Source organism: Paenibacillus rubinfantis (genome assembly GCF_001486505.1).
Lineage (GTDB): Bacteria > Bacillota > Bacilli > Paenibacillales > Paenibacillaceae > Fontibacillus > Fontibacillus rubinfantis.
The window spans coordinates 342,731-367,498 of the sequence record NZ_LN909063.1 but is presented as its reverse complement, the minus strand read 5'-3'; the positions used below and the strand labels follow the sequence as shown (position 1 = coordinate 367,498).

Sequence of the window (24,768 nt, the reverse complement as noted above, 5' to 3'; positions counted from 1 at the left end):
TTCATTGCACTTCTCATTCTAGCAACGAAGATCGCAAAGTTTGTAAACTCCTGAAAAAGGAGTTTTTACATACTTCCACCTTCCCTTTGACGGCGGGTTAATAAATCTCTTTTATAGTGATCTCGTAACCTAAAAATGAGAATAGTGGAGGTCATACGCTTGAACAAGATTGCTAAGTTTGCTTTGCCTTTATTTTTGACATTCTCCGTGATCCTGAGCGCTTGCGGGAGCAACGCTCCGGCGAACACCAGCGGGAACGCGTCGGCCGAATCCGGCCAAACGGACGCCGCATCTAACGCCGGAACGAACGCAGCCGCGAATGCAGCAGCTACACCTGCAGATACCGGCTATGTTCCTGAAACGCTAACCGTCCAATTCGTGCCTTCGCAAAACGCCGATACGCTCGAAGCCAAGGCCAAGCCGCTGGAGAAGCTGCTGTCCGACCGTCTGGGGATTCCAGTGAAAGTCAGCGTGTCGACGGACTACAATACGATTATCGAAGCGATGGCTTCCAAGCAAGTGGATGTCGGCTTCTTGCCTCCGACGGCTTACGTGCTGGCTAAGGATAAGGGCGCTGCCGAAGTGATTTTGCAGGCGCAACGCTACGGGGTGCAGGATGAGACCGGTGCACCTACGGATGAGCTGGTGGATTTCTACAAATCGATGATCATCGTCAAAAAAGATTCCGACATCCAATCCGTGGCCGACATGAAAGGCAAAAAAATCGCCTACCAAAACGTAACGTCTTCCGCTGGTTATGTATGGCCGGCTGCCAAGCTTCAAGAAGCGGGCTTAGATCCGTTGTCCGACGTGGAGCCGATCACCGTGAAAGGACATGACCAAGGCGTAATTGCGGTCTTGAACGGCGATGTGGATGCCGCGGCGATCTTCCAGGATGCCCGCAACACCGTTGTAAAGGATTATCCGAAAGTGTTTGAAGACACTCGCGTATTGGCCTTTACGGAGCCGATCCCGAACGATACGATCTCCGTCCGTTCCGACATGAACGCTGAATGGGTGCAAAAGCTGAAGGATGCCTTCATCGAAATCGGCAAAGATCCGGAAGGGCACCAAATCATCGCGGATATCTACACGCATGAAGGTTATGTCGAATCCAACGACAGCGTGTTCGACATCGTCCGCGAGTATAACGAAAAGATCAAAACGGAATAGGCGATTATACGAAATTTGTCGAATATCCCTTGCAAGCCAGTCGGAGCGCCGTGTGCTCCCGGCTGGCTGTGCGTTTTTCCAGATTATTTTTTGTGAAAAAAGGAGCCCAAACGTGATAGAACTACGCAATGTTTCCAAAACGTATCCGAACGGCACCAAAGGGCTGGATCAAATCAACTTGAAGATCGAGCCCGGCGAATTCGTGGCTATCGTGGGCTTGTCCGGTGCCGGCAAGTCGACGCTGCTGCGGTCTATGAACCGGCTGCACGATATCTCGGAAGGCGACATCCTCATCGACGGCAAGTCGATCACGCAAGCCGCCGGCAAGCCGCTGCGGCTGATTCGCCGCAACATCGGCATGATCTTCCAAAGCTTCAATCTCGTGAAGCGCTCCTCCGTGCTGCGCAACGTGTTGGCCGGCCGAGTTGGCTACCATTCCACGCTGCGTACGCTGTTTGGCCGTTTTCCGGAGGCCGATGTGGAGTTAGCTTTTCAGGCGCTGGAGCGCGTAAATATCGTGGAAAAAGCCTACGCCCGGGCCGACCAGCTCTCCGGCGGGCAGCAGCAGCGGGTGGCGATCGCCCGCGTATTGGCGCAGGAGGCCAAAATCATCCTCGCCGACGAGCCCGTGGCGTCCCTGGATCCTTTGACGACCAAGCAGGTTATGGATGATTTGAAACGCATCAACGTTGAGCTTGGCATTACGACGATCGTGAACCTGCATTTTATCGATCTAGCGCGCAGCTACGCCACACGCATCATCGGGCTCCGCGCGGGGCAGGTTGTCTTCGACGGGCCCGTGTCGGAGGCGACGGACGAGCGGTTCGCGGAAATTTACGGCCGTGCGATCGACCGGGAAGAGCTGCTGGCCAGCCGGCTCCCGGGGCCGCAGGTGCTGGAGGCGCAGGCTTGATGAACACGAATCCACGTGCAAATACCAAGACTACGAATACCGATGCTACGAATACCGATGCTACGAATTCCAAAGCCCATACTGGCACCAATATCTATACTAGAGCCGATGCCAGCGCTAGTACTAGCGCCAATCATAACGCCAGCATTAACACTAACGCCAACACTAACGCCAGACTAAGCACTAACCTGTCCGGCCAAGTCGGTTTAAACCGCAGTCGGCCGCCAGCTCCCGGTAAGCTGAAGCATTATTTAACCGCCGCGATCATCCTGCTCCTGCTGTGGGGGAGCGCTGTGGACACCGACGCCTCGCTGAGCAAGCTAATCCAGGGCTCGCCAAACATGCTGGACCTGCTGCGGGAGATGTTCCCGCCGAAGTGGAGCTACTTCGACAATATCGTGCCGGCGATGCTAGAGACGATCCGCATGGCGTTGATCGGAACAACCTTCGGCGCCATCCTTGCCGTACCGGTGGCGCTGCTCTGCGCCTCCAACCTCAGCCGCAGCGCCTGGATCTACCAGCCCGTCCGATTCCTGCTAAACCTCGTGCGGACGATTCCGGACCTGCTGCTGGCGGCGATCTTTGTCGCCATCTTTGGACTTGGCCCGCTGCCCGGCATGATGGCGCTGACCGTTTTCTCGTTTGGCTTGATCGCCAAACTGACGTACGAAGCGCTGGAGACGATCGACCGCGGGCCGCTGGAAGCGATGACGTCCGTCGGGGCCACGTCCGTGCAGCGGATCGCCTTTGGCGTTGTGCCGCAAATCCAGGCCCATTTTATTTCCTACGTGTTATACACGTTCGAAATTAACGTTCGCGCCGCGGCGGTGCTGGGTCTCGTTGGGGCCGGCGGGATCGGCCATTACTACGAAGTCACCTTAGGTTTCCTGGAGTATGACAAGACGTGTATGATCATCTTGTTCACGCTCGCGGTCGTCCTGTTGATTGATTATGTAAGCACCAAACTACGGGAGAAAATGTTATGACAACAAACGCAACAACTTGGCGACACAAAGTGCAGAAGCCAAAAAAGAACCGTTACCGCTGGCTAATTTATGTGCTGCTCCTTCTTCTCTATATCTGGGCGTTTGCCGGTATCCCGTTTGACGGAATCAAGGAAACCGCCGGCCAAATTACGAAGTCCATTCTCTCGGGCTTGTTCTCACCGGATTGGAACTACGTCTATTTGCCGGACGGGGAGGATCTGCTGCGGGGATTGCTCGAGACGTTGACCATCTCGATTCTGGGCACCTTTGTGTCCACGCTGGTCTGCCTGCCGTTCGCCTTCTGGGCGGCGGCCAATCGGGGCAAGTCCCGTTTCGTCTCCGGCTCCGGCAAAATGCTGCTCAGCTTTGTCCGCACCTTCCCGGAAATCGTGATGGCGCTGCTGTTCATTAAGGCGGTGGGGCCCAACGCTTTTGCCGGCGTGCTGGCGCTGGGGCTGCATTCGGTCGGCATGCTCGGCAAGCTATTCGCCGACGAGATCGAGAACATGGATCACGGTCCCACCGAAGCGTTGATCGCAGCCGGGGCGAACCGCCTGCAAATCCTGTGGTACGCCGTGCTGCCCCAAGTGCTGCCGGGTTTCCTGTCCTACACGCTGTATCGGTTCGAGATCAATCTGCGCTCCGCAACGATCCTTGGCGTCATCGGCGCCGGCGGCATCGGCACTCCGCTGATCTTCGCTCTCAGCTCGCGAGATTGGGATCGCGTTGGCATCATCCTGCTCGGCATTATCGTAATGATCACCCTCGTGGATTGGATATCCGGTTATCTCCGGAAGAAGCTGGTGTAATCCTAGATCTTCGACTTCGATACTCGGACACCCTTCGCCTTTTTAACGTCAGCCGCCGCGGACCCAATGTATATGATTTTTCGTATACATTCCCTTGGATCCCCGCCAAACAGGCGCATTCTATATGAAATTTCGAATACATTTCGCCATGTCACCCTCAATTCGGCCCAATATATATGATTTTTCATATATATTGGGCCTTTTTCGCCCGTCGCGGACCCAATGTATATGATTTTTCGAATACATTCCTCTGGATCCCCGCCAAATCGGCTCATTCTATATGAAATTTCGAATACATTGAGCCATGTCACCCTCAACTCGGCCCAATATATATGATTTTTCATATATATTGGGCCTTTTTCGCCCGCCGCGGACCCAATGTATATGATTTTTCGTATACATTCCCCCGGATCCCCGCCAAACAGGCGCATTCTATATGAAATTTCGAATACATTTTGCCATGTGACCCTCAATTCGGCCCATTGTATATGATTTTTCATATATATTGGGCCTTTTTCGCCCGCCGCGGACCCAATGTATATGAAATTTCGAATACATTTCGCCATGTCACCCTCAATTCGGCCCAATGGGCATGGGCTCGCCCTCAGACCAAATCCGGGCTCTGTAGAGAGCCCAGATACTCATAAGAAGTCACTCGCCCGGAGCTCCCTGTGGCGATTGGGCGGAACTTTCCTTTTTCCACTAGGATCCGGCAGTATTTAATGACCGTCATCGTGTGCAGCTCCAGTTCGCGCGCTACCTCCACCGGGCGAATCACCCGATGATGGCGAACAGCGGCACGCATCAGATCCCTCTCAATCTTGGTATAGGTCCGTAGAGCGTTCCCCTGAACGACGGACAAATAGGGTGACAATATACTCCGCAAAGAGGAAAGAATAAACGCAGGATTCTCCTTCAACTCGTCCAGTGCAATATAGTAGAGCAGACAGTCTTGGGACTGCAGAAACAGCCCCCGATTCAGATCCAACCGATATTTCGTCCGATCCGTGCCATGCGAGCCGTAATCCATAATTTCAAACACGATCCGTACAGCTCCAACCACCCACACCAAGTCAGCAAAATAGGATCGCCCCCGCCAATCCTTCACCTCGTACTCCGGATGCAACCCGTCAAAATGTCCCACCAACGGCCACCAAACCCGCTCGACGAACAACTGATTCCCATACCCATGCCCTCGCCGGAGTGCATCCAGCCGCTCACCTGTTCTGCATTTCATATGCTCCTGAAGCCAAATCTCATGTTCCGCTTGAAATCCCATGCCTATCGCCTCCACCACTCCATAGTAAAAACAAAAAGCCCCGCTCCTCTCCATCAAGGAAAGGAAACGGGGCAGGCTTTGCCTCACGTAAGTTCAATTATGCTACTCCTAGTGTGACACATGAGAAAAGGTTGCGCAATAGGATCTTGGCCGTCCCCGCGCTGCGCTACGTTGCTTTACACGCCAACGCCAAGCAGCTCGCGAATTTGCCCTTCGATGCTTTCCGGTTCGTCCGTCGGGCCGAAGCGCTTCACGACCTTGCCTTCCTGATCCACCAGGAACTTCGTAAAGTTCCATTTGATCAGCTTGGACCCTAACAAGCCCGGAGCTTCCTTTGTCAGGTGCTTGAAGAGTGGATGAGCGGTTTTTCCATTTACATCGATCTTCGAAAATAACGGGAACGACACGCCGAAATTCAGCTCGCAGGCCTGCGCCACCTCTTCGTCCGTCCCTAGCTCCTGGTTAGCAAATTGGCTTGAGGGGAATCCCAGCACGGTAAACCCTTGTTCCTTGTACGTGTCGTGCAGCTTCTGCAGCCCTTTAAATTGCGGAGCAAACCCGCATTTGGTCGCCGTATTCACAATCAGCATTACCTGACCGCGATAAGGCTCCAAGGTTTGCACCTGGCCTTGAATTGTTTTTACTTCAATATCGAATAAGGACATCCACGGCACCTCCAGCACCCATTTAAATTAAGCGTAATTTAATTGTATACAATCTTTACTACAGTGTCAAATGAGGACCTTCATTAACGATAGCCCCCACCCACGCCCCTTTACGCAAAAGAAGAAGCAATGCTATAATGGCTCAACAGCAAAATACATTGCATACAATTAAATGGCAGGTGGATATAAATGAATACCGACGAAATCATGAAATTGGATAATCAGCTTTGCTTTGCTTTTTATACCTGCTCCCGGGAGATCATGAAGCTGTACCGGCCCTTACTGGCGGAGTTCGGCTTGACCTATACGCAGTACATTACCCTGCTTGCCTTATGGGAACGGGACGGCGTCACCGTCAAAGAGCTTGGTGCGATGCTCTATCTCGACTCAGGCACATTAACGCCGCTGCTGAAAAAGCTGGAGCAGATGAACCTCGTCACCCGGACGCGTGACAAAGCCGACGAGCGCAGCGTCATCATCGAATTAACCGAAGAAGGCAAAGCCCTAAAGGACAAAGCCTGCACCGTCCCGATGCGGCTGTTTGAAGGTACCGATGCCGAGGTGGAGGACATCACCGCCATGCACCAGCAGATCCACGATTTTCTCCACAAAATCAGCGGCGGCTCCGCCCAACCGGAACAACCTGAATAAGCGCCCCCTAAACCCTCCATAATAGGGAAGGATCACCCAGTAACCGATGGAGGAGAATCAACATGCTGGAAAATCTCGAAAGCAACTATAACTGCGCCAACGCCGGCGAGGATCTACACAAGTTGAAGCAGGAGCTCGCCTCGATGCGGGGCATGGGCCAGGCCGACCCGGAGACGCAGGAGCAAATCAATCGGCTCGAAAACCAAATCGCGTTTATCATGAACAAATGCGACATTCATCATTAAGATGGAAAAACACCCGATTACGCAAGCTTAATCAGCGCGGTAAACGGGTGTTTTTTTGTCTGTTTAGTGCTTGATAATCCCTTCGGCCAGCACCTCCGCCAGCTGAATCAGTTGATCCTCCGCCTCTTCATAGAGACGGTTCTCGGTGACCCCATCCTCGCTTAGCCTTGCATTCAAGGCATCTTCCGTCAGTTCCAGGTAGCGATCCAGTCGCGATTTCAGTTCCTCGGTAGGCCAGTTCGGGTTCACCTGGTTCAGAAAAATCGCTAGATCCTCGGCATTCAGGTGCCCATCGGATCGATATTTGTAGGTATCCTCCCGATGTCCCTTTTGGACTGCTTCCGTCAGCTCTACGGCGATGCGGTGATGCTCCTGCAGCAGCTCGATCAACCGGTTGCCCGCGTCTGCCCCATAGTAGGGCTTCAGCGCCTCCCCGATCTCCTGCAGGTTTTGCAGCAGCCGGGCCTCTAGCACCTCGCTCCCCTCCAACCGGGCTAGACGGCTGAACTGGAATTCCCGCGTCCATTTCGCGTGATTACTCCATAACGAGCACAGATCCGTCCGCATCCGTTCCGCCTTCAGTTCTCCCGGGGATGACGGGTTGAGCTTTCCGATCCCAACGAATTGCGGCGGCTCCAGCTGTTGCCCTTGAAAAGGGTCCTCAACCACCGGCGCCCCGTCAGCCCATCCGACAGCAGACAATGTGCCCACCAAGATGAGCAAGCCCAAGCCGACGACACGGAAGGCATTACGAGATTTGCAACTCATTCGATCCGCTCCTTAGCATGCCTATATCTATAATCAACGTGTTTTATTATGGTTCAGGAAGTCCATATCATACCCCAAGTCCCCTTCCACAAACTAAAGGATAGAACGAAGCCCAAAAATGTGTTACGATTTGGCTGTTCGACTCTTTTTCATCCATGACTTTTCCATTTCGGACATCAGGAGGATCACCCTTGAAAGCGCAATCGCAATCCAACGCGGAGACGACGCCCACCAGCGCCGCCCGTTCCGCTTCCGTCAAACGGAATTATCTCTTTCAGCTGTTAACCGTTTTTATCGGTTTCTTTATTTTTGGCTTCTCAGAAAATATAAAAGGTCCCGCCATCCCGCGCATCCAAACGGACTTCGGCATCGACGAGATGCAGATCGGGACGCTGCTCTCCCTCAACTCCTTGGGGTATTTGCTGGCATGTTCGTTCACCGCCTACTTGACCCGCAAATGGGGGGCCAAAACGGTGACGATGCTCGCCTTTGGTTCCATGGCCGCGTCCGGGGTACTCATCTTCGCATCGCGCAGCTTCCCGGCGTTGTCGGGCTCCTATTTCCTGATGTACATCGGCAACGGGATGCTCGAAATCGCGCTGGCTATCCTAGCCGCTCGTATTTTCGTCGGCAACACCGGCACGATGATGAACCTCTCCCATTTTTTCTATGGGCTGAGCTCTACGGTAGCGCCGATGATCGCCTCGGGGCTGATGACCGTCTCGATCGGCGGACATGTCCTCGATTGGCGCGGGATGTATCTAATTATGCTGTCGCTCTCGGTCATTCCGATGATCCCGACGTTGCTGAGCCGATTCCCGGGCGAAGAAGAGCACGGCGGCCAGCGGGTTCCATTCACTCAACTCATGCGCGATCCGGCGATCTGGCTGATCGTGCTGGTGCTCTCGTTTGGCGTTGTTTCCGAAATGGCCGTTGGCGGCTGGCTGGTTAACTTTCTAGAGAAAGCCTACCAATGGAATACCACCAGCGCTTCAGGCATGTTGTCCGCCTTCTTCCTGTGCTTTACGTTCGCGCGGCTGGCGCTGGGACCCGTCACAGATAAAATCGGCTTTACGCTTTCTTTAATTCTGTTCTCCGCCTTCTCCGGAATATGCACCTTGATCGCGATTTGGGCCGGCGAGCCCGGAGCCTTCCTGTTCGCGGCAGCCGGGATCGGTATCGCCCCGATCTATCCGACCGTCATGGCGCTGATCGCCAAGAAGTACCGCTCGTCCAGCGACTCCGCCATCACCTTCATCGTAACGCTGATGGGGGTCGGCAGCGTGATCGGCAACTATCTGATCGGCGCGATCACCGACGGGATCAAGGAGCTCGTTGCCGGCGGTGCCAACAGCGGCTTAGGCCTGCTGCGCGGGCTACAAGCCGGATACGCCTTCATTGGGGTATGCGCCTTGTTATGCGCAGTGTGCAGCATCATCTTGTATAGCTATCTGCGCAAACGCAACGAGCTGATGTAACGCCCTAAGTACGGTCAGTTCCATCCGCCTTCCTACGCAAAGTCAAATACCCCCGCATTCCGCCAAGCGACAGCCATAGCCGCCAAGCAGAATACGGGGGTTTCTTTGTATCCCCATCATTAATTCCCCGGGGAATATTTTAGAAGTCTGTTAGGAGAAGGTCAGACGCGATTAAATAATAAGGCTGCTAACGGCAAACGCCATGCCGATAAACACCAAGCACAGCAAGGTACCTACCGCAACGTTCCCGTTCTTCAGCTGGTCGGAAATTTTAAATCCTGGAGTCACCAGTTCAAAAATCCAGTAGGACGCCACGAGGCACACATAACCTACAGCAAACCACAAGATCATATGCAAGATCGAGGTGTTCGTGAAGGCGGACACGCCCAAGATGATGGCCGTCCCCAGGAATTTGCCGCCCAGCGCCAGGGCTACAGCGACATTTCCTTTCTTGAGCTCCTCCATATCGCGGTACGGGGTCATCCAATTAAAGATCACCATCCCAAGCAATTGCAGCAAAATCATTACGGCCACACTAACTACGATATTCAAAACGATCGTCACTTCGCCCACCCCCGAAATTTCGCAAATGCCAAATCATAATCGGCAAAATCATGTACTTCCTCCAGCACGACCGACGTGGTCTTCGCTTTCTCCAACGCCGCGTACCGCGCATCATCGATCGGCTGCTTGATCCGGTTTCCGGTCGGCAGCTCCAATACGGCGAAGTTCCGCGTTTTGCCTTGGTATTCCGTTTTGTACACGCCAACCAGGTCCACATCGGTCGTAACTGACACCTTCAGCTCGGCCATATCCTTCTCGGCAGACGCCTGATCCGGATAAGACTTCAGCGTTGTCCAAGAGGACAAGCGTACCTCGTTCTTTTGGTTCTCGTCCGTGGTCAACTCGGCATCCATGAACTGAAGGATCCAAATTTTGTCCCCGGTGGCGTAATTGTTATCGTTGGGCAACAGATCGTTATCGGGCAAAATCGTCATATCGCTGCCCACTAGATCGCCAACCGTCGCTTCCACGATTTTATAATCCCAGGGTACGCGGGCGGTTGTTAGCTCCGACTCCGAACCGGTACCCGTGGAGAAGACGCTGGTCGTATTGCCGCAGGCTCCGAGTACGGCCACGGACAACACCAGCATCAGCGTAACGAGGAACCGCCGCGCCCACGGCTGCTTTAGATCTTGCATTTATTTCACTCCTAACGCGATAAAATGACTGGTATTGCCGGTGATCGGTCCGCCGGCACGACCCAGCAAGCCGCAAGGCGTCCCGTTCAGGACGAACATACCGATCAGCAAATGGCGCTCGCCCACAACCGTTTCGATCCGAGCCAGCTCGGCTCTTTTTTGATACACCGTTGGGAACAAGATGCTGCTGTCAAAGCCCTCCTGATCCTCGAGCTCCAGCCGGCCTTCCTCGTCGAACAGGCGGACCGAACCCCCTTCGCGGCCAAACATCGACTTGGACACGAAATCACCGGAGAAGACCGGTTTGTTGTAGGTCGGCAGCACGTATTTGGCGATCGCCTGGCGCTCCTCTTCATCAAACAGCAAACCCAGCTCGTAAAGTCCCCAGACAGCGGCAAGCAGACCTTTGGATTGCAGCAAAATGCTATGCGGCCCGTTAAAAATCGTAAGCCGTCCGGTTTCAATCGCGTAACTCAGCGCCTCCCCGGCATCGTCCACCGCCATCCATTCCTTCGGATACAACGCAAACAGGCGCTCAATGGTCCGACCGTCTTTATTCTTCAGCGTTCCTTCGTCCACCCAGAGCTCCAGGCAATCTTCGTAGTGCAAATCCAGCCCGCTATGTCGTCCCAAGGCTTCAATTGTCCCGGAATCCTCCAGATGCCAGCCGTAATCGACGCAAGCCGCCGTATCCGGCCGCTCGACAGCCCAGGCTTCCGCCACCAGGTCTTTCATCCGCGCGTTCGGCGAGGCGTATCCCGCCTGTTCCATCAGCCAAGGAGTAGCGATCGAAGCCTCGACGTAACCGGTTGGCGTATCCGCATTCAGCTCCAGCAACTTGATCGTGCCGTCGTTTGCCACGGCGAAATCGAACCGCGCGTAGCGGCTGATCAGGCCCGGCTCCGGCATCGGCAGCTCATCCAACATCGTCCACAAAATCGGCGGAATGCCGATCAGCTCATAGAGATCCGGTCGACGATGGACGTAGCGAACCGCCTTGTCGAGGATACGCCACAGTGCGGCGGCCGCCTGTTCCAGCTCCGCGTAGGTCGCCTTTGGCATCAACACCATTTGGTCGATCCAATACTCTTCTTCCTCGAGGTTCGCCCAGGTAAAGCCCAGCTCGGCCAGCTTCTCCACCCGCTCGCTCCGGTCGGGATGCGGCTGCCCTACGACTTCGAAAATCCCGCTCCCGTCCATCATCCGCCAAAGAACCCCTTACTGGTGCCGCTGGATCTTGAACCGGAAATCGAGCTCTTAGAGGAGCCGGACGACGAGCTCGACGACGAGCCTAGCGAGCTCGATTTCCCGCCGATACCGCCCGCCTTCGAGGAGGTGGAGCGTCGGACGATCGAGCCGGTGGAAGAGGTTGACGTTTTAGGTCGAACCACCGAACCGGACATTTGTTTATTTTGGAATGTCTCGCTGGAATATGATTTGGGTTTATACGGCGTTGACGAGCCAGCATAATACCCGCGATGGTTGTCGTACCAGCGGCTGGACGAATAACTGGAACCGCTGTTGAACAGCAGGTGGTACAGCAGCATATCGTCCCAGCCAAAACCGCCTCCGTAATGGTTGATAACAGTGGTGCCACCCGAACCGTTGGAGCTGTCCGAGTTGCCCGCTCCGCCGGTGCCGGATGCCTCCCCTGTGCCCTCTTCTTGGTCGAGCGGAAGCGGGATGTTCCAGTCCACGTTTTTGTCGAAATATTGCTTCACTTCCTCCGTCGACCAAGCGACCAGCTTCGGTTCATCCGCCGACGAAGCGCTCCCCGAAGCCGTAGCCCCGGCACCCGGGATCAGGAACGCGTTCGCCAACAGCGCGATCCCCAGCGAAGTCGACAAGACGCGGATTGGCTTCCCTTCTGGAGTAAAAAACTTGGATGCGAACGGCTCCTTTGGCGCCGTGTCTTGTGCGGCGGCCGTGTCCGTCCGTGTTGCTTCCTCTTCTTTTGCCAAAACCGATTCCCTCCTTACGAAAAAACGATCTTATTCGTGCACGATTGGAACGAGCAGAAGCTCCAGCGTGCCTTCGTCTACATTCAGCCGGCCTTCCACCGTTTCGAATTCTCGGTTGCCCACGACCAGGTAGTTCACATGCTCTAACGCCGCCACCATATTAGCGCTCCATACGCGCTCTTCCAGTTCCCGCAGCTCTCCGTCCGGCAGCTTTTCGTACAATTTAACGCTCATGCCGTTATCCAATGCAGTCACCCTTTCCATGTACACACTATCTAATGTTACGCACCGAGTCCCGCTTCGTTTCATCCTTTCCGCAGGGAGAAGGTGGGAATGAACCGATACCCTCTATTGGAAAACCCTTCCGTTAGCTTACGACCGTTGATGGCGAAATGCAATGGAAAATGGATCAAAACTCTAACGCCCTCCCTCGGTGGACGGAATCGAATGCCTGCACTATACTGAAGGTAAGACGAAGCACGTCCCGTATCGCTCTAGTTCTTCAAGGAGTGAATGCGGGGCGTTTTTATTTGGGTTAAGGAAGGGGCTGGTTTGATGAGTTCTATGGATTTTGATGAAAACTATGCAGCGTTTCTGGAGTTCCATTTGGCGCGGAGATCCGGGGAACGGCGAGGCCGATTGGAACGGGGACATGCCCATGCAGAGGTGCAGTTTCTGCGGAAGGTCTGGTGGCCGCTGCGCAGTGATTTCGAAGACCTCCATCCGGAGTACGAAGTCAGCGATTGGCGGGGGCGGTCGTATTTTGCCGATTTCGCCTGGCTACCGGGGAATGGCGAGTTGAAGCTGTTATTTGAGATTAAAGGCTACGCCTCACACGTCCGCGACATGGACCGGCAGAAGTACTGCCACGAACTCAACCGTGAAACGTTCCTGCACGCCATGGGCTTCCAGGTGATCTCCTTCGCGTACGATGATATTGAGCAACGGCCAGAGCTTTGTATCAACCTGCTGCGTATGGTGCTCAGCCGGTACCATCCAGAACGTGCCCCCGGCTCGCGGAGGTTGCTGGCGGAGAAGGAGGTCATCCGGCTCGCCGTACAGCTCGCGCGTCCACTGCGGCCGGTGGATGTCGAACGGCACTTTGAGCTGAACCATAAAACCGCGGTCCATATGCTGCAAAAAGTGACCGCCAAGGGGTGGATGAGGCCGGTTCCCCGCGGAAAAGGGGAACGGATCGTTAAGTATGAGTTGGTGCGTGGGGTGATGGACTATTTGTGAGGGTGACGTGGGGAAATGAAGCAGAGTGAGGAGGTAATTGCGCAGGATGAGGGGATGGTAGACGGAATGCAGTTAAATGGTGGGTGGCTTTCGCGACGCTGGGGAATGAGTTAACGGTAAAACCTCCTGTTAATTTAGGCGAATTGTGGGGCTTTTGCATGATTAGCGGTAAAACCTACTGTTAATTCGGCCAGAAACGGGGATTGGGCAGAAACAAGCAATATTAACGGTAGGATTTACATGTAAATGGTAATCTCGAACCAAACCTGCCAAACTAACTGTAGGTTTTGGAGCTAAATTAGTAAAAGTAGTCAAAGAGTATGTAAGTGGAGAGAGGAAACGATGAGGTTTGGTGCAAATGGGAGTACAAACAAAGGAGGCGGATGCCCGCCTCCTGCGTCAAGTACCAACCCGGTCCTGCTCTCCCTTCCCGAGCTACACCAGAAACATCGCCACCACGGTGGTTACGGCCAGGCCGATGAACACCGGCTTCAGGTTGCGGCGGGCGAGCTCGAACGGACTCACGCCGCAAATGGCGGCGGCCGGGATGAGCGCCCACGGGATCAGCGTGCCGCCGCCGACCCAGATGGCGGCGACCTGCCCCAGCGCCGTCAATACGGCCGTGCCGGAGCCGATGGCGGTGCCAAACAGCTGGGCGATCGAGCCGGCCAGCGAAATGCCCGAGAAGCCGGAGCCGTCCAGGCCGGTGATCGCTCCCGTGACGGCGAGGGTCACAGCGCCGACGATGCCGTTCAGCGGAACGACGTCGGCCAGCGCCACGCCGAGGTCGTTCACGATCCCATGCGACGTTTCGGGGAGCACCTGCCCGAACAGCTCCTGAAACGCCGCGTCGCCAAGATAGAAGAACGCGGCGATCGGGATCACGGGGCCAAACACCTTAAAGCCGAAGGTCAACCCTTCGATCAGATACGAGGTGACCTTCTCCAGGCCCCGGTTCCGGTGCGCCAGCAGCGTCACGCCAATCAGGATCAGCACCGCCGTGCCGCCGACCAACGCCGTTGCGTCGCCCCCCTGCAAGTTCAGCAGGAACATGGCGACAACGTCGGCAGCGAAGAGCAGCGGGATCAGGATGGCTAGCCCTTTTTTGGCCTGCGGGGAGATGGCTGCGCGATCCTCTTTGCTCGCGGGACGATCCTCGCCAAGCACGCCGCCCGTACCTTTCCCGGCCACCAGGCCATCCCGCCACGTCCCGTTCCGCAGATCACGGCGCATCAGCCAAAAGGCGGTCACCGTACTCACCAGGCCCATGACAAGAACGAGCGGCACGCTAGCCGACATGACGCTGCTGACAGGCAAGCCCGCCGCGTCCGCCGTCAACTTCGGCGCTCCCTGGATGATATAGTCGCCGGACAAGGCGATGCCATGCCCAAACAGGTTCATCGCCACCGCCGCCCCCAGCGCCGGAAGCCCTACGCGAATCGCTACGGGCAACAGGACGGCGCCGATCAGCGCCACCGCAGGCGAAGGCCAGAAGAACAGCGAGGTCACCATCATAATGACCCCGATCCCCCAATACGCCATCGTTGGCGTCCGGATAAACCGCGTCAACGGGGACACCATCGTCTCGTTGATACCCGTGCGGATCAGCACCCGGCTCATCGCCACGATGATTGAGATGATCATAATCGTCCCCATTAACTCTTTGGTCGCGTAAATAAACGAGTTAAAGATGCCCGAAACCGAACCGCTGAGCGTCTCCGTCGCCAGCAGCCCCAGCGTAAAAATCCCCACCACGCAGATCATCGTCGTATCGCGCCGCTTGATCAACAACGCCATAATCAAGACGATAAACGCGAGGTATACATAGTGAATCGCCGACAGCTCTATCCCTATCATGGAGTCGTGCCCCTTTTCCTGCAAATGTGCTATATGCTATGCAGGAGCCCAAGCAAGGGTTCGGCCCATGTCGAGGTAGGATGATGCCGCCGTCACAAATATGTTAAAATATTACATGAGAATTTATAGAAGTAAATGATTATTTTTGTATAATAAGAATGCCCGGCCGGTTTTATCAATAAAAAAGAACGTAGGTTTAAAATGAGTTTTATAAAGTCTTTAAAACTCTCTTTTCCATTACTAATATCCTGTGCCTTACTGCTTTCAACTGGAGGAAATGTTTCGGCAGAAGGTGATCAAAGTGAGAATATGGAATCGCCCCGTGAGATTTCTCCTCAATCAACCTCTGTCATAAAGATGTCCCTCGACCCAGTATTAAATAAAAAATTTGCTGCACAACAAGGATATGGCCTGATTCCGTTGTCGGAACATCCAGATTTCTTCAACAACTCTGAAACTTATGCCTCCTCTGAATATCAACTTATATTAACAACTACCGGAGGCGGGACAACTGAATATGCGGATTCCTATGCTGTCTATAAAATGTATAAATCCGTAACTAAAGGCGATGATATTGTTACTTTTGAGTTTCAATCTAATGCAAGACCAAAGTCTGGAATTAATTTCGTAGGTTTTAAAGAGTCTCATTGGATTGAAGAACCTGCCTATGAGGTGATAGATTGGTCCCCCAAAGGAACAACAAAAACAACAAGTGGTAGTACTGTTAAATGGGAGATTAATCCAAGTTATAAAGATGTGTTATATCCTTATTTAGAGCAACAACTTAGTGGGAAGTACCATTTTTATACTGATTTAGAGGGTTCATCAGGATACGTAGAAAGTACTGGCCAAGAGTTATTGAAAATAAATGAAAAAATTGAAAAAAATACTTTCAAGCTACAGACGAACATTCCAATGAAGACGGAGCTTTGGTACGATAAGGATACTGGTATTCTTCTAAAAAAAATTGAGTACTATAATAAAAGCTATGTGCTTCGTTATGAAATTAATATAGATTCATTGAGGGAGTGAGCTTGAATATATGAAAAAAAGTATAATTTATTTGCTAATATTTATTCTAGCTATAATTGTTCTTTACAGTATTTTCATATATCCTTCTTTTTATAAATATATGTATCTGGATACTGAAAATGGCAGGTTTCCAGTAAGAATTAATGTTATAACCCAAAACGCAGAAATTTTGACCCTAGATGGTTGGCTGGACATTGTAAATTAGAGCCTAAAAAGATGAAGCGCTGTACAGCAATGATAAAATAAGTTCAATTAATTCCCTTGAACTTTAGATACAACAGCCGCTAATTTTTACAGGCTATAAATATCAAGCATTTTACAAGTTTGCATTTTCATAGAAGGCAGCGTAAAACAAGGAAAGTTGATGTGATATGAGTATCGTGCGCCCCTATTTTGAATCGAAAAACGGGACCAATACATAATGGTAGCATGATTGTTACTGGTTGTTTTTTATCTACACTAAATTATACTCGCGGATTTTTTTATAGAGCGTGCCGCGGGAGATGCCCAGCAGCTTGGCTGCATTGCTCTTGTTCCCCGATGTGCGTTCCAGCGCTTCCTTCATGAGTTCCATTTCTTCCTCGGGGGTGATGCGCGGACGCAGCATTTTGTCCAGCCGATCTGTCTGTTCCGAAGACGACAGCTTCGGCCCGCTCCCCGAGTCGGAACCGGCAACGACACCGCCGCTAACCGGCATACCCGCAGGGTTCGCCGCCGCTGCGAATTCCAGCTGGGCCTGCCGACGCTGCAGCGCCTCTGGCAAATGCTCCAGCATGATTTGCTCGTTGTCGCTTAAAATCACGCAGCGCTCGATCACCGCCCGCAGCTCGCTTACGTTCCCCGGCCAGTTGTAATTCACAAATGCCAGCAAAACCTCCGGCGAAACAGTCGGCAACGGCTTCTGGTACTGCAGCGAAAAAACGCGCAAATACATTTGCACCAACGCGCCTAGGTCCTCCCGCCGCTCACGTAATGGCGGCACCTTCAGCGACACCACGTTCAGCGCATAGTACAAATCCGCCCGGAATTTGCCCTCCCGGACGAGCTGCCCCAGATCCTGGCTGGTGCCCGCGAAGATCCGCGCCGAGACCGGCACGGCTTCCGAAGCCCCGATCCGCGTTAACGTGCGGCGCTTGATGTAATTGGCCAGCTTCTCCTGCACGTCGGGCGGCAAACATTCGATTTCGTTCAAAAAAATCGCACCCCCGTCCGCCGCCTCCAACCGACCGGCCTGGCCCGACGGCTGTCCCGAGAAGGTGCCTCCCTGGTAGCCGAACAGTTCCGCCTCGGCCAATCCCGCCGGAACGGCCCCGCAGCTGAGCGACAGGAACGGGCCCTCCGGCCGCGCGCCGGCCCGATGGATCACCCTGGCTAGCTGCTCTTTGCCCGCCCCAGTCTCTCCGATCAACAGCACGGCGGAGTCGGTTTCGGCGAGCTTTTTGGCTAGCTTGATCACCTTCCCCATGCTTTCGCCGCGCCCGCTGATCAAGGCGAACGGATCCTCGTCGTTGATCCGCTGGGTCAACAGCCGGGACGTCGCCACCGTCAGCTCATCGTTCAGCTTCACGAGATGTGTAATATCCTGCTCGGTTGCCACGCCGCCGATGATCCCCCCGCCCGGCTCTACGATCGGCGACGCATTGATCAGCACATGTGTACCTTCCCGCGGACGATGGTAGGCCCCGCGCAGCCGCCGGCCTTCATCCAGAATGCCCAGCACGACCAGCGCATCAGGGTCGAAGTGCTCGCCGATCGTGCGGCCCACGATGTCTGCTTTGGCGATCCCGTACACTTCCTCCGCCACCGCGTTCCAGCCGATCACCGTCCCGTTCCGGTCCACGACGGTAACGGCGTCGCTGACCGTCTCCAGCAAGGCGTCGAAATACGCCTCCGCTCGCTGCTGCCGGTCCGCCGCCGCTTTCAGCAGGTCGACCAACGGGAGGTAGCCGACCGGCTCCTGCTCCAGGCTGTCCTCCAACACTAACGCCGACCGACCGCCGGCCCCTGCAGTAGACCAGCGCGAGGCCAGATCGCTAACCGGGAGCGCTAGCTCGGACTCCCGGAACACGATCGAAGCGGCGAACTTCGCTCCGTCAAGCCGCAGCCCTTCGCCGACGCTCCCCGCGCCCCCTAAGGCTTCAAACGGTCCGGCGTCGTCCGGCATCAAGAGATACCACGCCCCGCCCAACGTAACCGCCGCTGACCGGCCGCTTTGCAGCACGTCTAGCAGCTTGCTTTTCTCCTCTTCCGGCTTTAGTAAGGTCAGATCCCGCCGGTATGTTATCCGTTCATGATTGAACATAATTACCTCGCACGTAATGAAATTTTACTTGTAAATCTATCACGAAAGCTGGCGACGTTCAATCATTCTGCGGCAAAGTTAGGCGTCAACCTTTCGTTAAACTGTTCAATTATGAACACTTTTGCGTTAATTAAAATGTTTTTTGTTTATTTTTTGAATACATATTGTTCAGAAATCTAAAATATTGTATATTTTGTGTACAATGAGAATTGGAAAAGGATGGATGCCTATGGATGCGTTACTCCGAACCCTGTTTCAATCGTTCGCCAAAAGCCAATCCGTCGGCCGCATGGCCCGCCGTTATGGACTTCGCTTTGGCGCCGGCCGGTTTGTGGCCGGGGAAACCGTCGAAGGTGCGATCCAAGCCGTACGTGCCTTAAATGCGACCGGTCGGGAAGCGACCCTCGATCATCTCGGCGAGTTCGTCTCTACGGAGGCCGAAGCCGAGCTTTCCACGCGGATGTGCCTCAAGACGCTGGATGCCATCGCCGACGCCGGGGTGCAAGCCAATCTCTCGCTGAAGCTCACTTCACTGGGTCTCGGGATCAGCGAGGAAGTCTGTTTGCGGAATCTGACCGCAATCCTGAACCGGGCCCGGATGCACGGCTTGTTCGTACGCATCGACATGGAGGATTTTGCCCAGTGTGAAAAAACGATCTCGATCTACAAGCAACTCCGCGAACAAATCAACAACGTTGGCATCGTCATCCAAGCTTATCTTTACCGCTCCCTGGACGATATCGAGGCCCTCAAATCCCTCAAACCCAACCTCCGCCTCGTAAAAGGAGCTTACAAGGAATCGCCTAAAGTGGCTTACCCGGCCAAGCCGGACGTCGACGAAAACTTTAAACGCCTCATTTCCACCCACCTCAAGAACGGCGGCTATGCCGCCATTGCAACCCATGACGCTCAGATTATCGATTACGCCAAGCAAGCAATTCAAGAACTAAGGGTTCCGCCAGACCGCTACGAATTTCAAATGTTATTTGGCATTCGCGAGGATTTGCAGCATGCGCTCGTTCGCGAAGGTTACAAGGTACGTGTATATGTTCCTTTTGGCAGCGATTGGTTTGGTTACTTTATGCGCCGCCTCGCGGAGCGTCCCGCCAATGTCTGGTTTGTATTGAAGAACTTATTTAAATAATCCGAATCATCCGAAAATCCAACCGTAAAGGAGCACGCCCTATGAGCACAACGGCAAAACTGGATAATTTCCGCAACGAACCGTTTACCGACTTTCGCCAGGAGCCGGCCCGCCAGGCCATGGAAACCGCAATCGCCCAAGTGAAGTCGGAGCTGGGACGGGAGATTCCGCTGCTGATCGGCGGTGAGAAGATTTTTACGGAGGATCAGATCCGTTCGGTGAATCCCGGCAATCTGGAGGAAACGATAGGGGATGTCAGCAAAGCCGATCAGAAGCTGGCGGAGCAAGCTATGCAGGCTGCGCTCGAGGCGTTTGAATCGTGGAAAAAGGTCCCTCCCCGCGAACGCGCCCAATACCTGCTGAAGGCCGCCGAGGTCATGACTGAGCGGAAGCATGAATTCTCCGCCCTAATGGTGCTTGAAGCCGGCAAAAATTACGCAGAGGCCGATGCCGATACGGCGGAAGCGATCGACTTCCTGAATTTTTACGCGCGGGAAATGATTCGCTTGAGTGAGATTAACGAGACGATGCCGCTGACTCCGGTTCCCGGGGAGCGTAATCGGCTGACCTACATCCCACTTGGCGTAGGCATTATCATTCCGCCGTGGAATTTCCCGCTGGCGATCTGCGTTGGCATGACCTCGGCGGCGATGGTAGCCGGGAATACCGTGCTGCTCAAGCCTGCCTCCAACACGCCGGTGATCGCCTACAAATTCGCCGCGCTGATGGAGGAGGTTGGCTTGCCGGCCGGGGTGCTCAACTTCATCCCGGGCAGCGGTGCCGAGGTTGGCGATTACCTGACCACGCACCCGAAAACACGGTTCATCAGCTTCACCGGCTCGAAGGAAGTAGGGCTTCGCATCAGCAAGCTGGCGGCCGAAACGGCGCCGGGGCAAATCTGGATCAAACGCCTCGTGGCTGAGATGGGCGGCAAAGACGGCATCGTCGTGGATGAAACGGCAGATCTGGATGCGGCGGCGCAGGCGATCGTGGCTTCGGCTTTTGGCTACCAGGGGCAGAAATGCTCCGCCGGATCCCGCGCCTTGGTCGTAGAGTCCGTTTACGACGAGGTGGTGGAGAAAGTCGTGTCTTTGACGCAGCAGCTGGAGGTTGGATTACCCGAGCACAATAAGGCGGTTGGACCGGTGATCGATGAGGCTTCTTTCCGCAAAATCCTCGATTACATCGAGATCGGCAAACAGGAAGGTCAGCTCCTCACCGGCGGACGGCAAGCCGAAGGCAACGGCTATTATATCGAACCTACCGTGTTCGCCGGTGTTGACGGAAAGGCGCGGATCATGCAGGAGGAGATCTTCGGGCCGGTGCTGGCGATCGGCAAAGCGAAGGATTGGCGTAAAGCGATCGAGATGTACAACGACACCGAGTTTGGGCTGACGGGGGCGTTCTTTTCCCGGGATGAGGACCGGATCGGCGAAGCGCTGGAAACGATGCACTGCGGCAACCTGTACATCAACCGCAAATGCACCGGGGCATTGGTTGGCGCCCAACCGTTTGGCGGCTTTAATATGTCGGGGACCGACTCGAAAGCCGGCGGCTACGACTACCTGCTGCTGTTCACCCAAGCCAAGCTGACTTCCCGGAAGTTGTAACATAAGGAAGCATTGAACGACTGAGCTCTCTGAAGGATTCGCAGGCATGTAGGGTGCACGGTTGCTCCTTGCTGGTCGCTGGTTGACGTTCGCTTGATGTGCTCACTTTGGTCCCCTACCGGTGCTCGTTGCTGGTTGCTCTCGTGCTCGCTTGGTCGCCGCTGGTGCTCCTTGTTGCCCGCTATCGTGCTCGGTTGGTCGCTGCTGGTGCTCCTTGTTGCTCGCTATCGTGCTCGGTTTGTCGCCGCTGGTACTCCCATACTCTAACGCTGATGAGAAACGCTATTGTGGCAATTTCGGCGCTAAACAAATTCTAACGACGCTGAGACACGCTATTTGGGCAAAAACACCTTATTTCACCTCCAAAATGGCGCAATAAGCTCTGTGATCAGCGTTAGAATCGCAAAATGGCGATTTTAGCCGGTTTAAGGTTTGTGGCAAGCGTTAGAGCTACGGTGGCGGGCACAGCACACTTAAGGTTTGTGACAAGTGTTAGTGCTATGGACAGCGGGCACAGCACACTTAAGGTTTGTGACAAGCGTTAGAGCTACGGTGGCGGGCACGGCACACTTAAGGTTTGTGGCAAGCGTTAGTGCCACGGTGGCGGGCACAGCACACTTATGGTTTGTGACAAGCGTTAGTGCTATGGACAGCGGGCCCAGCAGACCTAAGGTTTGTGGCAATCGTTAGTGCTACGGGAAGCGGACCCAACAGACTTAAGGTTTGTGGCAAATGCCCCAATACGGAACGGAAGAAGGGTAACCCATGATTATGAACGGGAAACGAAAACTTTCGGAAAATACGGATGTGTTGACTGGCACCCAACAGGTGATCCGGTTGGCGCTGGAGACGATGAACGAGTCGCCGGCCATGTTCGACCTGCTTAAGGAGCCGCTGCGGATGTTGACCGTGCGGATTCCGGTGAAGATGGACGACGGCTCCGTCCAGGTCTTTACCGGATACCGTGCCCAGCACAACGATGCGATTGGGCCGACCAAGGGCGGCGTGCGATTCCACCCCGACGTCACGGCCGAGGAAGTGAAGGCCCTGTCGATGTGGATGAGCATCAAATGCGGCATCGTGTCGCTGCCCTACGGCGGCGGCAAAGGCGGGGTCGCTTGCGACCCGCGGACGATGTCGATGCGGGAGCTGGAAGCCTTAAGCCGCGGGTACGTGCGGGCAATCAGCCAAATGGTCGGGCCGGCCAAGGATATTCCCGCGCCTGACGTGTACACCAACTCGCAGGTGATGGCTTGGATGATGGACGAGTACAGCCGAATCCGCGAGTTCGACTCCCCCAGCTTCATCACTGGCAAACCGCTGGTGCTCGGCGGCTCCTACGGGCGGGAATCGTCGACGGCCCTCGGCGTCACGATCGTGCTGAAGGAGGCGGCCAAGATGGCCGGCATGGCGGTGGAAGGCGCGCGGGTCATCATCCAGGGCTTCGGCAATGCCGGCAGCTACCTGGCGAAGTTTCTGCACGACGCCGGGGCCGTCATCGTTGGCATCGCCGACGCTCGCGGCGCGCTGTACGATCCGAATGGACTCGATATCCTCGAGCTGCTGGATCGACGGGATTCTTTTGGCGCGGTGACCCATCTCTATCCCAACCGGATCACGAATCAGGAGCTGCTCGTGAAGGAATGTGATATCCTCGTGCCGGCGGCGATCGAAAATCAACTCACCGAGCAAAACGCCCCGAACATCCAAGCGAAGCTGATCGTCGAGGCGGCCAACGGTCCAACAACGTATGCGGCGACTGAAATTTTGTCCAAGCGCGGGGTCCTGATTGTGCCGGATGTCCTAGCGAGCGCGGGCGGCGTGGTCGTATCCTATTTTGAATGGGTGCAAAATAATCAGGGTTACTACTGGCCGCTGGAGGAAGTCAACGCGAAGCTGGAGCAACTGCTGGTGGACGCGTTTCACAAGGTCTATCAGACTTCGGCGACACGCCGGGTGAACATGCGTCTGGCTGCATATATCGTGGGGCTGAAGCGAATGACCGAGGCGGTTAAATGGCGGGGGTGGATTTAAGTTATGGCACGTACATTAATTATTATCCGATTGGAGCTTGACCATAAGCAGGCCAGCTTCGGCGATGTCGCCGCAGCGGTGAGCGGGGCCGGCGGCGATATTACGTCGATCGACGTCATCTCTTCGGCCAAAGGCTCCTCGATACGCGACATTACCGTAGATACGGGCGACCGGGATGAGACAGAGTTCGTCAAAGCGCTGCGCAAGCTGCACGGGGTCCGGCTGATCAACGTTTCCGATCGCACGTTCCTCATGCATCTCGGCGGCAAAATCGCCATCGAACCCACGATGCCGATTCGCAACCGTGATGATCTGTCGCAGGTGTATACCCCGGGGGTCGCGAAAATCTGCACGGCGATTCACGAGAGCCCGAACAAAGCGTTTTCGCTGACGATTAAACGCAACACGGTCGCGGTCATCACGGACGGAACCGCCGTGTTGGGGCTTGGCGATATCGGCCCTTACGCCGCGGCGCCGGTGATGGAAGGCAAAGCGATGCTGTTCAAACAGCTTGCCGGGGTTGATGCGTTCCCCCTCTGCCTCGATACGAGCGATACCGAAGAAATTATCCGAACCATCAAAGCGGTTAGCCCGATTTTTGGCGGGATTAATCTGGAGGACATCAGCTCGCCAAGGTGCTTCGAAATTGAACAGCGGCTGGCTGAAGAGCTGGACATCCCCGTGTTCCATGACGATCAGCACGGTACGGCAGTGGTCGTCATCGCCGGGCTGATCAACGCACTGAAAGTCGTCGGCAAATCGATGTCCGAAGTGCGGGTCGTGGTAAGCGGCGTGGGGGCAGCCGGGGTCTCCATCTGCAAAATGCTGCTCGCCGCCGGCGTGACGAAGCTCGCTCCGGTGGACAAGGAGGGGGCGATTGTCCACGGTGGAACGTACCGCTACCCGATGTGGCAGTGGCTGGCGGAGCAGCCCCAGGTGGAAAGTCAACCCGGCTCGCTGCAGGACGTCCTGCCCGGTGCCGATGTGTTTATCGGCGTCTCGGCTGGAAATCTGCTGACCGGCGAGCACCTGCAAACGATGAACGAGCAGCCGATCGTGTTTGCCCTTGCTAACCCGAACCCGGAGGTGGATCCGGAGGTAGGGCTGGCTCACGCAGGGGTCTTCGCGACCGGCCGGAGCGATTATCCGAACCAGATCAACAACGTGCTCGTGTTCCCCGGCGTCTTCCGTGGGGCGTTGGATTGCCGCGCCCGTGTGGTGAACGAAGCGATGAAGCTGGCCGCCGCGGAAGCCATCGCGGCCGCCGTCACCGACGAGGAGCGGAACGAGCAGTATATCATTCCAAGTATTTTTAATGATCAGGTCGTCCCGCTCGTGCGTAAAGCCGTCATCGAGGCGGCGATGGCCACCGGCGTCGCCCGGCGTATCCCGCCGGATTTCCGATGATACTCCTTTGATG

Annotated in this window: 23 protein-coding genes; 13 read left to right on the top strand and 10 right to left on the bottom strand. The window is 55.0% G+C overall.

Annotated elements, in window-relative coordinates; all coding sequences use genetic code 11:
- Positions 1-159: 159 nt before the first annotated feature.
- The 4 genes from BN3277_RS06795 to phnE (BN3277_RS06780) all read left to right on the top strand — a co-directional run bounded on the left by BN3277_RS06795 (position 160) and on the right by phnE (BN3277_RS06780) (position 3,881).
- Positions 160-1,173, top strand: coding sequence for a phosphate/phosphite/phosphonate ABC transporter substrate-binding protein (locus BN3277_RS06795; RefSeq protein WP_059041512.1), 1,014 nt, complete (start codon positions 160-162; stop codon positions 1,171-1,173).
- Between the two features lie 112 nt (positions 1,174-1,285).
- Complete coding sequence (gene phnC / locus BN3277_RS06790) at positions 1,286-2,086, top strand: phosphonate ABC transporter ATP-binding protein (protein ID WP_059041511.1); 801 nt, start codon at positions 1,286-1,288, stop codon at positions 2,084-2,086.
- Positions 2,086-3,072 (top strand): phosphonate ABC transporter, permease protein PhnE, encoded by a 987-nt coding sequence (gene phnE / locus BN3277_RS06785; RefSeq protein ID WP_232436351.1) that lies wholly within the window; start codon positions 2,086-2,088, stop codon positions 3,070-3,072. The genes phnC and phnE (BN3277_RS06785) overlap by 1 nt, the downstream gene beginning before the upstream one ends.
- Positions 3,069-3,881 carry a phosphonate ABC transporter, permease protein PhnE gene (gene phnE, locus BN3277_RS06780; protein ID WP_059041510.1) on the top strand — a complete coding sequence of 271 codons (813 nt, stop codon included), beginning with the start codon at positions 3,069-3,071 and terminating at the stop codon, positions 3,879-3,881. The genes phnE (BN3277_RS06785) and phnE (BN3277_RS06780) overlap by 4 nt, the downstream gene beginning before the upstream one ends.
- 604 nt (positions 3,882-4,485) lie before the next feature.
- Here phnE (BN3277_RS06780) and BN3277_RS06770 read toward each other — a convergent pair.
- Positions 4,486-5,160: a hypothetical protein gene (locus tag BN3277_RS06770; protein WP_059041508.1), complete on the bottom strand. Its 675-nt coding sequence runs from the start codon at positions 5,158-5,160 to the stop codon at positions 4,486-4,488.
- Between the two features lie 176 nt (positions 5,161-5,336).
- Complete coding sequence (locus BN3277_RS06765; RefSeq protein ID WP_059041507.1) at positions 5,337-5,825, bottom strand: glutathione peroxidase; 489 nt, start codon at positions 5,823-5,825, stop codon at positions 5,337-5,339.
- 189 nt (positions 5,826-6,014) lie between these two features.
- Here BN3277_RS06765 and BN3277_RS06760 point away from each other — a divergent pair, with 189 nt between their 5' ends.
- Positions 6,015-6,476, top strand: a complete 462-nt coding sequence (locus BN3277_RS06760) for a MarR family winged helix-turn-helix transcriptional regulator (protein WP_059041506.1) — start codon at positions 6,015-6,017, stop codon at positions 6,474-6,476.
- 62 nt (positions 6,477-6,538) lie between these two features.
- Positions 6,539-6,721, top strand: a complete 183-nt coding sequence (locus tag BN3277_RS06755; protein WP_059041505.1) for a hypothetical protein — start codon at positions 6,539-6,541, stop codon at positions 6,719-6,721.
- A gap of 63 nt (positions 6,722-6,784) precedes the next feature.
- Here the strand turns inward: BN3277_RS06755 and BN3277_RS06750 are convergent, their stop codons facing one another.
- On the bottom strand, positions 6,785-7,489 hold the full coding sequence (locus tag BN3277_RS06750) for a hypothetical protein (protein WP_059041504.1): 705 nt from the start codon (positions 7,487-7,489) through the stop codon (positions 6,785-6,787).
- Between the two features lie 278 nt (positions 7,490-7,767).
- Here BN3277_RS06750 and BN3277_RS06745 point away from each other — a divergent pair, with 278 nt between their 5' ends.
- A complete protein-coding gene (locus tag BN3277_RS06745) occupies positions 7,768-8,967 on the top strand; it encodes an MFS transporter (RefSeq protein ID WP_059041814.1) in 1,200 nt (399 codons plus the stop codon).
- A gap of 171 nt (positions 8,968-9,138) precedes the next feature.
- Here BN3277_RS06745 and BN3277_RS06740 read toward each other — a convergent pair whose 3' ends face one another.
- From BN3277_RS06740 to BN3277_RS06720, 5 genes are read right to left on the bottom strand one after another with little or no spacing between them, the layout of a single operon-like run.
- Positions 9,139-9,531 (bottom strand): DUF350 domain-containing protein, encoded by a 393-nt coding sequence (locus BN3277_RS06740; RefSeq protein ID WP_059041503.1) that lies wholly within the window; start codon positions 9,529-9,531, stop codon positions 9,139-9,141.
- Positions 9,528-10,169, bottom strand: a complete 642-nt coding sequence (locus BN3277_RS06735; protein ID WP_059041502.1) for a hypothetical protein — start codon at positions 10,167-10,169, stop codon at positions 9,528-9,530. The genes BN3277_RS06740 and BN3277_RS06735 overlap by 4 nt, the downstream gene beginning before the upstream one ends.
- Entirely contained in the window at positions 10,170-11,372 is a 1,203-nt protein-coding gene (locus BN3277_RS06730) for a glutathionylspermidine synthase family protein (protein ID WP_082691351.1), read from the bottom strand.
- Positions 11,369-12,130, bottom strand: coding sequence for a hypothetical protein (locus BN3277_RS06725; RefSeq protein ID WP_059041501.1), 762 nt, complete (start codon positions 12,128-12,130; stop codon positions 11,369-11,371). The genes BN3277_RS06730 and BN3277_RS06725 overlap by 4 nt, the downstream gene beginning before the upstream one ends.
- Before the next feature lie 30 nt (positions 12,131-12,160).
- Entirely contained in the window at positions 12,161-12,364 is a 204-nt protein-coding gene (locus BN3277_RS06720) for a hypothetical protein (RefSeq protein ID WP_059041812.1), read from the bottom strand.
- A 330-nt stretch (positions 12,365-12,694) separates the two neighbouring features.
- On the opposite strand from BN3277_RS06720, the gene BN3277_RS06715 reads away from it, so the two are divergent.
- Positions 12,695-13,369 (top strand): hypothetical protein, encoded by a 675-nt coding sequence (locus BN3277_RS06715; RefSeq protein WP_059041811.1) that lies wholly within the window; start codon positions 12,695-12,697, stop codon positions 13,367-13,369.
- Between the two features lie 435 nt (positions 13,370-13,804).
- On the opposite strand, the gene BN3277_RS06710 is transcribed toward BN3277_RS06715, so the two are convergent.
- The gene (locus tag BN3277_RS06710; RefSeq protein ID WP_059041810.1) at positions 13,805-15,223 is read right to left on the bottom strand and encodes a hypothetical protein; all 1,419 of its coding nucleotides are present in this window, start codon (positions 15,221-15,223) and stop codon (positions 13,805-13,807) included.
- A gap of 204 nt (positions 15,224-15,427) precedes the next feature.
- On the opposite strand from BN3277_RS06710, the gene BN3277_RS06705 reads away from it, so the two are divergent.
- Positions 15,428-16,258, top strand: a complete 831-nt coding sequence (locus tag BN3277_RS06705; protein WP_148500992.1) for a hypothetical protein — start codon at positions 15,428-15,430, stop codon at positions 16,256-16,258.
- Positions 16,259-16,712: 454 nt separating this feature from the next.
- Here the strand turns inward: BN3277_RS06705 and BN3277_RS06695 are convergent, their stop codons facing one another.
- Positions 16,713-18,560, bottom strand: a complete 1,848-nt coding sequence (locus BN3277_RS06695; RefSeq protein ID WP_059041498.1) for a sigma-54 interaction domain-containing protein — start codon at positions 18,558-18,560, stop codon at positions 16,713-16,715.
- Between the two features lie 229 nt (positions 18,561-18,789).
- Here BN3277_RS06695 and BN3277_RS06690 point away from each other — a divergent pair, with 229 nt between their 5' ends.
- The 4 genes from BN3277_RS06690 to BN3277_RS06675 all read left to right on the top strand — a co-directional run bounded on the left by BN3277_RS06690 (position 18,790) and on the right by BN3277_RS06675 (position 24,755).
- Positions 18,790-19,704 carry a proline dehydrogenase family protein gene (locus BN3277_RS06690; protein ID WP_059041497.1) on the top strand — a complete coding sequence of 305 codons (915 nt, stop codon included), beginning with the start codon at positions 18,790-18,792 and terminating at the stop codon, positions 19,702-19,704.
- A 41-nt stretch (positions 19,705-19,745) separates the two neighbouring features.
- Complete coding sequence (pruA, locus tag BN3277_RS06685; protein ID WP_059041496.1) at positions 19,746-21,314, top strand: L-glutamate gamma-semialdehyde dehydrogenase; 1,569 nt, start codon at positions 19,746-19,748, stop codon at positions 21,312-21,314.
- A gap of 765 nt (positions 21,315-22,079) precedes the next feature.
- Positions 22,080-23,348 (top strand): Glu/Leu/Phe/Val family dehydrogenase, encoded by a 1,269-nt coding sequence (locus BN3277_RS06680; protein WP_082691350.1) that lies wholly within the window; start codon positions 22,080-22,082, stop codon positions 23,346-23,348.
- 3 nt (positions 23,349-23,351) lie between these two features.
- Positions 23,352-24,755: an NAD-dependent malic enzyme gene (locus tag BN3277_RS06675; protein ID WP_059041495.1), complete on the top strand. Its 1,404-nt coding sequence runs from the start codon at positions 23,352-23,354 to the stop codon at positions 24,753-24,755.
- Positions 24,756-24,768: the final 13 nt, after the last annotated feature.

What these genes read in the sequence shown, in the direction of transcription:
- phnE (WP_232436351.1), top strand. Translation starts at nt 2,086, where the DNA reads ATGAACACGAATCCACGTGCAAATACCAAGACTACGAATACCGATGCT.
- phnE (WP_059041510.1), top strand. Translation starts at nt 3,069, where the DNA reads ATGACAACAAACGCAACAACTTGGCGACACAAAGTGCAGAAGCCAAAA.
- BN3277_RS06770 (WP_059041508.1), bottom strand. Translation starts at nt 5,160, where the DNA reads ATGGGATTTCAAGCGGAACATGAGATTTGGCTTCAGGAGCATATGAAA.
- BN3277_RS06765 (WP_059041507.1), bottom strand. Translation starts at nt 5,825, where the DNA reads ATGTCCTTATTCGATATTGAAGTAAAAACAATTCAAGGCCAGGTGCAA.
- BN3277_RS06760 (WP_059041506.1), top strand. Translation starts at nt 6,015, where the DNA reads ATGAATACCGACGAAATCATGAAATTGGATAATCAGCTTTGCTTTGCT.
- BN3277_RS06755 (WP_059041505.1), top strand. Translation starts at nt 6,539, where the DNA reads ATGCTGGAAAATCTCGAAAGCAACTATAACTGCGCCAACGCCGGCGAG.
- BN3277_RS06750 (WP_059041504.1), bottom strand. Translation starts at nt 7,489, where the DNA reads ATGAGTTGCAAATCTCGTAATGCCTTCCGTGTCGTCGGCTTGGGCTTG.
- BN3277_RS06735 (WP_059041502.1), bottom strand. Translation starts at nt 10,169, where the DNA reads ATGCAAGATCTAAAGCAGCCGTGGGCGCGGCGGTTCCTCGTTACGCTG.
- BN3277_RS06730 (WP_082691351.1), bottom strand. Translation starts at nt 11,372, where the DNA reads ATGATGGACGGGAGCGGGATTTTCGAAGTCGTAGGGCAGCCGCATCCC.
- BN3277_RS06720 (WP_059041812.1), bottom strand. Translation starts at nt 12,364, where the DNA reads ATGAGCGTTAAATTGTACGAAAAGCTGCCGGACGGAGAGCTGCGGGAA.
- BN3277_RS06715 (WP_059041811.1), top strand. Translation starts at nt 12,695, where the DNA reads ATGGATTTTGATGAAAACTATGCAGCGTTTCTGGAGTTCCATTTGGCG.
- BN3277_RS06705 (WP_148500992.1), top strand. Translation starts at nt 15,428, where the DNA reads ATGAGTTTTATAAAGTCTTTAAAACTCTCTTTTCCATTACTAATATCC.
- BN3277_RS06695 (WP_059041498.1), bottom strand. Translation starts at nt 18,560, where the DNA reads ATGTTCAATCATGAACGGATAACATACCGGCGGGATCTGACCTTACTA.
- BN3277_RS06690 (WP_059041497.1), top strand. Translation starts at nt 18,790, where the DNA reads ATGGATGCGTTACTCCGAACCCTGTTTCAATCGTTCGCCAAAAGCCAA.
- pruA (WP_059041496.1), top strand. Translation starts at nt 19,746, where the DNA reads ATGAGCACAACGGCAAAACTGGATAATTTCCGCAACGAACCGTTTACC.
- BN3277_RS06680 (WP_082691350.1), top strand. Translation starts at nt 22,080, where the DNA reads ATGATTATGAACGGGAAACGAAAACTTTCGGAAAATACGGATGTGTTG.
- BN3277_RS06675 (WP_059041495.1), top strand. Translation starts at nt 23,352, where the DNA reads ATGGCACGTACATTAATTATTATCCGATTGGAGCTTGACCATAAGCAG.